Annotated in this window: 6 protein-coding genes and 1 pseudogene; 6 read left to right on the top strand and 1 reads right to left on the bottom strand. The window is 64.4% G+C overall.

All coding sequences use genetic code 11. The annotated features are described in order from the left end of the window. Positions 1-32: 32 nt before the first annotated feature. The 3 genes from HP547_RS26495 to pdxB all read left to right on the top strand — a co-directional run bounded on the left by HP547_RS26495 (position 33) and on the right by pdxB (position 2,089). A complete protein-coding gene (locus HP547_RS26495; RefSeq protein WP_172288372.1) occupies positions 33-416 on the top strand; it encodes a hypothetical protein in 384 nt (127 codons plus the stop codon). A 227-nt stretch (positions 417-643) separates the two neighbouring features. Continuing rightward, positions 644-886 (top strand): sulfurtransferase TusA, encoded by a 243-nt coding sequence (gene tusA, locus HP547_RS26490; RefSeq protein ID WP_027596647.1) that lies wholly within the window; start codon positions 644-646, stop codon positions 884-886. A gap of 60 nt (positions 887-946) precedes the next feature. Then, entirely contained in the window at positions 947-2,089 is a 1,143-nt protein-coding gene (gene pdxB / locus HP547_RS26485; protein ID WP_172224900.1) for a 4-phosphoerythronate dehydrogenase PdxB, read from the top strand. A gap of 176 nt (positions 2,090-2,265) precedes the next feature. Here the strand turns inward: pdxB and HP547_RS26480 are convergent, their stop codons facing one another. After that, complete coding sequence (locus HP547_RS26480) at positions 2,266-2,439, bottom strand: PA1571 family protein (protein WP_172224903.1); 174 nt, start codon at positions 2,437-2,439, stop codon at positions 2,266-2,268. A 209-nt stretch (positions 2,440-2,648) separates the two neighbouring features. Between HP547_RS26480 and HP547_RS26475 the strand changes: the two genes are divergently transcribed. From HP547_RS26475 to HP547_RS30040, 3 genes and pseudogenes are all read left to right on the top strand, one after another. Beyond that, positions 2,649-4,412 carry an ABC transporter transmembrane domain-containing protein gene (locus HP547_RS26475; RefSeq protein WP_172288376.1) on the top strand — a complete coding sequence of 588 codons (1,764 nt, stop codon included), beginning with the start codon at positions 2,649-2,651 and terminating at the stop codon, positions 4,410-4,412. Between the two features lie 142 nt (positions 4,413-4,554). After that, a pseudogene (locus tag HP547_RS30045) lies at positions 4,555-5,238 on the top strand (methyl-accepting chemotaxis protein); the annotation flags it as partial. Between the two features lie 165 nt (positions 5,239-5,403). After that, positions 5,404-6,156 (top strand): methyl-accepting chemotaxis protein (locus tag HP547_RS30040; protein ID WP_372242960.1); only part of this gene is annotated, 753 nt, incomplete at its 3' end.

Genomic DNA, 6,156 nt, shown 5'->3' with positions numbered 1-6,156 from the left:
CCATCCTGGGGCCCAGCGCTTGACGGGCATCCATGCCCGTCACCTCCCTCCGCAAGGCCTGCGTTCGGCCTCCTGAAGTCGCGAAGATCAAGATCAAGATCAAGATCAAGATCAAGATCAAGATCAAGATCAAGATCAAGATCAAGATCTACAGCAACAGCAACAGCAACAGCAACAGCAACAGCAACAGCAACAGCTTCTGCTCTTGCTTTGCTTCGGCTTTTGCTTCTAAGCGCGCGATAGTCCAGGCGACACAGGTTGCGACTTCAGGAGGCCGAGCGCAGGGCTTGCGGAGGGAGGTGACGGGCATGGATGCCCGTCAAGCGCTGGGCCCCAGGATGGGGCCTGCAGCGCGGTCCTCCCGGGAGCAAGCCCGGAGCGAGGGAACCCCGCAGCGCAGCGTAGGGGCCGGATGATGGGAGCGGGCGGTTTTGGTTACTTTTGCCAAGACAAAAGTGACCCGCCGTAAGGGCGGAAAGGTGACTCAGCGCCACCCTCGCTAACGAATGTCTACTTGATGTGAATGCCCATGGCTTGAACCTTGAACTTGAACTTGAACCTGAACCTTGGAGCCAGGTTCGCAGCCGGTGCTTGGACGACGTCGCGCGATGCGCGACAATGACGATCATTTGCGGAGCCCCACATGACCGACTTCACCCCTGACGCCGTCCTCGACGCCACCGGCCTGAACTGCCCGGAACCTGTAATGATGCTGCACCAGCACGTACGTGACCTGGCCGCCGGTGGCCTGCTCAAGGTCATCGCCACCGACCCGTCGACCCGCCGCGACATCCCCAAATTCTGCAACTTCCTCGGCCACGAACTGCTTCAGCAGCAAGAAGACGCTGGCACATTCCTGTACTGGATCCGCAAGAAAGCCGACTGAAACGCTCTGGAACACGCCCCACGTTGCGCCTACACTGCGTTCCCCAGACAGGAGAGCGCCATGCTGATAGTTGCCGACGAGAACATCCCGCTGCTCGATGCCTTCTTCCAGGGTTTCGGTGAAATACGCCGCTACCCCGGCCGAAGCCTCGATGCCGCCAGCGTAAAGGATGCCGACATCCTGCTGGTGCGGTCAGTAACCAAAGTCGACCGTCAGTTGCTCGAAGGCAGCCGGGTACGCTTTGTAGGCACCTGCACCATCGGCACCGATCACCTGGACCTGGACTACTTTGCCGAAGCCGGCATCCGCTGGAGCAGCGCGCCGGGCTGCAATGCCCGCGGCGTCGTCGATTACGTGCTGGGCAGCCTGCTGACCCTGGCCGAACTGGATGGCGTCGCACTGCCCGAGCGCACCTACGGCGTGGTCGGCGCCGGTGAAGTCGGCGGTCGCCTGGTGCGCGTGCTGCACGGGCTGGGCTGGAACGTGATGGTGTGCGACCCGCTGCGCCAGGCCGCCGAAGGTGGCGATTACGTCAGCCTCGAAACCATCCTTCAACGATGCGATGTGATCAGCCTGCATACTCCGTTGCAGCACGCTGGCGAGCACCCGACCTGGCACTTGCTGGGCCAGGCGCAACTGGCCCAGCTTCGTCCGGGTGCCTGGCTGGTAAACGCCAGCCGCGGTCCGGTGGTGGACAACGCCGCCCTGCGCGAACTGCTACTGGACCGTGAGGACGTGCATGCGGTGCTGGATGTGTGGGAGGGCGAACCGCAGGTCGACCTGCAACTGGCCGACCTGTGCACCCTGGCTTCGCCACACATCGCCGGTTACAGCCTCGACGGCCGCCAGCGTGGCACGGCGCAGATCTACCAGGCGCTGTGCCGCTTCCTGGGGGTGGACGAGCAAGTGCAGCTGGCTGATCTGCTACCCCGGCCGTCGCTCGCGCAGATCGAGCTGGATGCCAGCACAGACCTGGCCTGGGCGCTGGCGACACTGTGCCGCGCGGTGTACGACCCACGTCGGGACGATGCTGATTTCCGTCGCAGCCTCAGCGACGACCCGCAGCAACAGCGGGCGGCGTTTGACCAGTTGCGCAAGCAGTATCCGCCCCGGCGCGAGATCGAGGGGTTGGCGGTGCGCTTGCGTGGGGAGTCACCACAGCTTGCGCAGCTGGTCAGCGCTTTGGGTGGCGTGCTGGTCTGACAGAGTATTGCAAGCTCTACCGGCCTCTTCGCGGGTGAACCCGCTCCCACAGCAACCTGACCTGGCTCAGGTCCTGTGGAATCCCTGTGGGAGCGGGTTCACCCGCGAAGAGGCCGGCACAGTATTCAGGCAAATAAAAACCCGGCGCGAAGGCCGGGTTGCAATAAATTCGCCGATCAACCTTTGCGCACGCGCTCGCGCCGGCTTTTTTCCAGGTCCTCGCAGGCCTGCTGGATCATCTGCTCGGTGATTGGCACTTCGCGCCCCTGGCCGTCGATGATCGAACCGCACACCTGCGGTTGCGGGGTGGTCCGGGGCTTCTGGTTGTCGCTGTTGTGCTGCAAGCTCATGCATTGTCTCCTCATCAGGTACAAGCTCAAGGTAACCTTGCGCCGTGACTGGCCTGTGACAGCGGCCGCATCCCGGCACAACCAGTCCAACAGAAACCAGGATAAACCTCCATAGCCAGGTTAGATCGATCGGTTATAGCAACCTGCACCCGTTCCCACGGCCTGGATGAGTGGTAGTCTGCGGCTTCCCCGCCATTGTGGTTGCAGTCATGCCCGAATCGGTTTCCCCGCGCCAACGCCGGGCCTTGCGCCTGGCCTGGCAGTTCGTTCGCCCTTATCGCCGCCAGGTGCTGCTGGCCTTGCTGGCGCTGGTGGTCACTGCCGGCATTACCCTGTCGATGGGCCAAGGCATACGCCTGCTGGTGGACCAGGGGTTCATGACCCGCTCCGCGCACCAGCTCAACCAGACCATCGGGTTGTTCCTGCTGCTGGTGCTGGCTTTGGCTGTGGGCACGTTCAGCCGTTTCTACCTGGTATCGTGGATTGGCGAGCGTTGCGTGGCCGATATTCGCCGTGCCGTGTTCGACCACCTGATCGGCCTGCACCCGGGGTTTTTCGAAGACAACCGCAGCTCCGAAATCCAGTCGCGGCTGACCGCCGACACCACCTTGCTGCAATCGGTGATCGGCTCGTCGTTGTCGATGTTCCTGCGCAACGCGCTGATGGTCATCGGCGGTGTGGTGCTGCTGTTCATCACTAACCCCAAGCTCACCAGTAACGTGGTGGTGGCCTTGCCGCTGGTGCTGGCGCCGATCCTGCTGTTTGGCCGCCGGGTACGCAGCCTGTCGCGGCAAAGCCAGGACCGGGTGGCGGATGTGGGCAGCTACGTGGCCGAAACCCTGGGGCAGATCAAGACCGTGCAGGCCTACAACCACCAGGGGTTGGACCGCCAGTTGTTCGCAGGCACGGTCGAGGCGGCGTTTGCCGTGGCCCGGCAGCGCATTGCCCAGCGTGCCTGGTTGATCACCCTGGTCATCGTACTGGTGCTGGGGGCGGTCGGGGTGATGTTGTGGGTAGGTGGCATGGACGTCATCGCCGGGCGCATATCCGCCGGCGAGCTGGCGGCATTCGTGTTCTACAGCCTTATCGTGGGCAGCGCTTTCGGCACGCTCAGCGAAGTGATCGGCGAGTTGCAACGTGCAGCGGGGGCTGCCGAACGCATCGCCGAACTGCTGGCTGCGCGTAGCGCAATCCTGCCCCCGACCACGGCGCTGACACTGCCGCAGCAGCGCGCCAGCGGGCGCATCGAGCTGCAGGAGTTGGTGTTTGCCTACCCTTCACGGCCATCGGTGGCGGCTATCGATGGCCTGAGCCTGGCCATCGAGCCTGGGCAGACCGTGGCCCTGGTAGGCCCGTCGGGGGCAGGCAAGTCGACCCTGTTCGATTTGCTGCTGCGCTTTTACGACCCCCAGCAAGGGCGCATCCTGCTCGATGGCCAGGCGATCACCGCGCTCGACCCCGACCAGTTGCGCCGGCAGTTCGCCCTGGTGGCGCAAAACCCCTCACTGTTTCGTGGCACGGTCGAGGCCAATATTCGCTACGGCCGGCCCGACGCGACCATGGCCGAGGTCGAAGCCGCGGCCAAGGGCGCCCATGCCGATGAATTCATCCGCCAGCTGCCGCAGGGCTACCAGACGCCACTGGGCGAGGGCGGCATCGGCTTGTCGGGTGGGCAGCGGCAACGCCTGGCGATTGCCAGGGCGCTGTTGGTCGACGCGCCGATCCTGTTGCTGGACGAAGCCACCAGTGCCCTCGATGCGCAGAGCGAACACCTGATCCAGCAGGCGCTGCCCAGCCTGATGGCCGGGCGCACCACCCTTGTGATCGCGCATCGACTGGCTACGGTGCAGCATGCCGAGCGTATTGCGGTCATCGACAAGGGCCGGCTGGTGGCAGTGGGCACTCATCGCCAGTTGATCGAGGAAAGCCCGCTTTATGCGCGGTTGGCCGCTTTGCAGTTCACTTTGGGGTAGGCTGTCGTTGCTCTGTAATATTTCTGTAGTAATTGCCTGAGAGTATTCAACTCAACTGTTGCGTAAGTGCTCGACCTGGCTGCCATTGCTTGATGGCAGCTTTTTTTTGGCCCGCTTTCTCCCCCTGGTTCCGAGACCCTCGATGTTGCGTAAATCCCTCAGAGTGCAAATTCTCTCGCTGCTCGGTGGCAGCCTGGTCGCGATGCTGCTGATCGCCCTGGTGTGCTTCCAGTTCCTGTCGTCGAGCGTGCGCAGTTATGCCGAACTGGTCGACGGGCCCCTGCGTGCCTCGCAATTGATCGACGAGGCCAACCTGCAGTTCAAGATCCAGGTGCAGGAATGGAAGAACGTGCTGTTGCGCGGGCGCCAGCCGGCTGACATGGACAAGTACTGGCAGCAGTTCCAGGCCCGCGAACAGCAGGTGCAACAACTGCTCGGGCAACTGATCGACAGCAGCGATGCGCGGCTCAAGGCGCCGCTGCAGCAGCTGCGCGAGACCCATCGCCAGCTGGGCCAGGCCTACGCGCAAGGCCGGCAGGCGTTTCTCGCTGCGGGGGGCGACCCGGTAGCGGGCGACCAGGCGGTGAAGGGGGTTGACCGCGCCGCCAGCGAGCAGATGAGCGAGTTGGTCGAGCAACTGCGGGCGGACGCGAGCCAGCGTGCGGCCCGCATCAATGCCAGCGCCGACCGCACCGTATGGCTGGGCCTGCTGGTGATGCTGGCCTCGGCGGTACTGGTGGGGCTGCTCAGCCTGTGGCTGGTGAACCGCAGCCTGATCGAGCCGATTCGCCAGTTGATCGAGTATGTCGCGCAGCTTAGCCAGGGCCGTTTCGCCGCCCGTGTCGACAGCCGCCGCGAGGACGAACTGGGGCGCCTGGCGCGGGCGGCCAACACCCTGCGCGACTTCCTCGCCGACACCGTAGGCCGGCTGCAGGACAACGCCCAGGAGCTGGAAGGCGCCAGCGGCCAGCTGCGCAGCATTGCCGGGGACATGGCCCGAGGTACCCACGACCAGTTCCAGCGTACCGACCAGGTGGCCACGGCCATGCACGAGATGTCCGCTACCGCCCAGGAAGTCGCCCGCCATGCCGCCGAAGCCGCCCGCGCGGCGGATGATGCCGACCACAGCGCCCAGGCGGGCGAACAGGTCATGCAGCAGACCATCGACATCATTGGCGTGGTCAACCGCGAAATCGCTGGCACGGCGGCGGTGATCCGCGACCTGGAACATGACAGCACGCGCATCGGCAAGGTGCTTGAAGTGATCCGCGGCATTGCCGAACAAACCAACCTGCTGGCACTCAATGCGGCCATCGAAGCGGCCCGCGCGGGGGAGGCCGGGCGTGGCTTTGCGGTCGTGGCCGACGAAGTACGCAGCCTGGCCCAGCGCACGGCGGCATCGATTGCCGAGATCCACCAGATCATCGAAGCGGTGCAGTCGGGGGCGGTGGAAGCGGTCAAGGCCATTGAAAGCGGCCAGCAGCGCAGTGAGGAAGGGGCCGAGCAGGTGCAGCAGGCCGGGCAGATGCTGCAGCGCATCACCCTGGCAGTGGAGGCGATCCGCGACATGAACCGGCAGATCGCCACGGCGGCCGAGGAACAGACCAGCGTGGCCGAGGACATCTCGCGCAACCTGATCGAAATCACCCGCATTGCCACAGCCAACCAGGAAGCGGTGCAGCACACCGAACAGGCAGGGCAGCGCCTGCATGGGCTGTCGGGGCAGCTGGGTGAGGTCACCTCG

The organism is Pseudomonas sp. CM27 (assembly GCF_013179515.1).
GTDB lineage: Bacteria > Pseudomonadota > Gammaproteobacteria > Pseudomonadales > Pseudomonadaceae > Aquipseudomonas.
Note: the sequence above shows the minus strand (reverse complement) of the source record. Positions and strands in the feature narration are given on the sequence as shown.

Excerpts from the sequence above, each read along its gene's own strand:
- HP547_RS26495 (WP_172288372.1), top strand. The coding sequence starts at position 33 with ATGCCCGTCACCTCCCTCCGCAAGGCCTGCGTTCGGCCTCCTGAAGTC.
- pdxB (WP_172224900.1), top strand. The coding sequence starts at position 947 with ATGCTGATAGTTGCCGACGAGAACATCCCGCTGCTCGATGCCTTCTTC.
- tusA (WP_027596647.1), top strand. The coding sequence starts at position 644 with ATGACCGACTTCACCCCTGACGCCGTCCTCGACGCCACCGGCCTGAAC.
- HP547_RS26475 (WP_172288376.1), top strand. The coding sequence starts at position 2,649 with ATGCCCGAATCGGTTTCCCCGCGCCAACGCCGGGCCTTGCGCCTGGCC.
- HP547_RS26480 (WP_172224903.1), bottom strand. The coding sequence starts at position 2,439 with ATGAGCTTGCAGCACAACAGCGACAACCAGAAGCCCCGGACCACCCCG.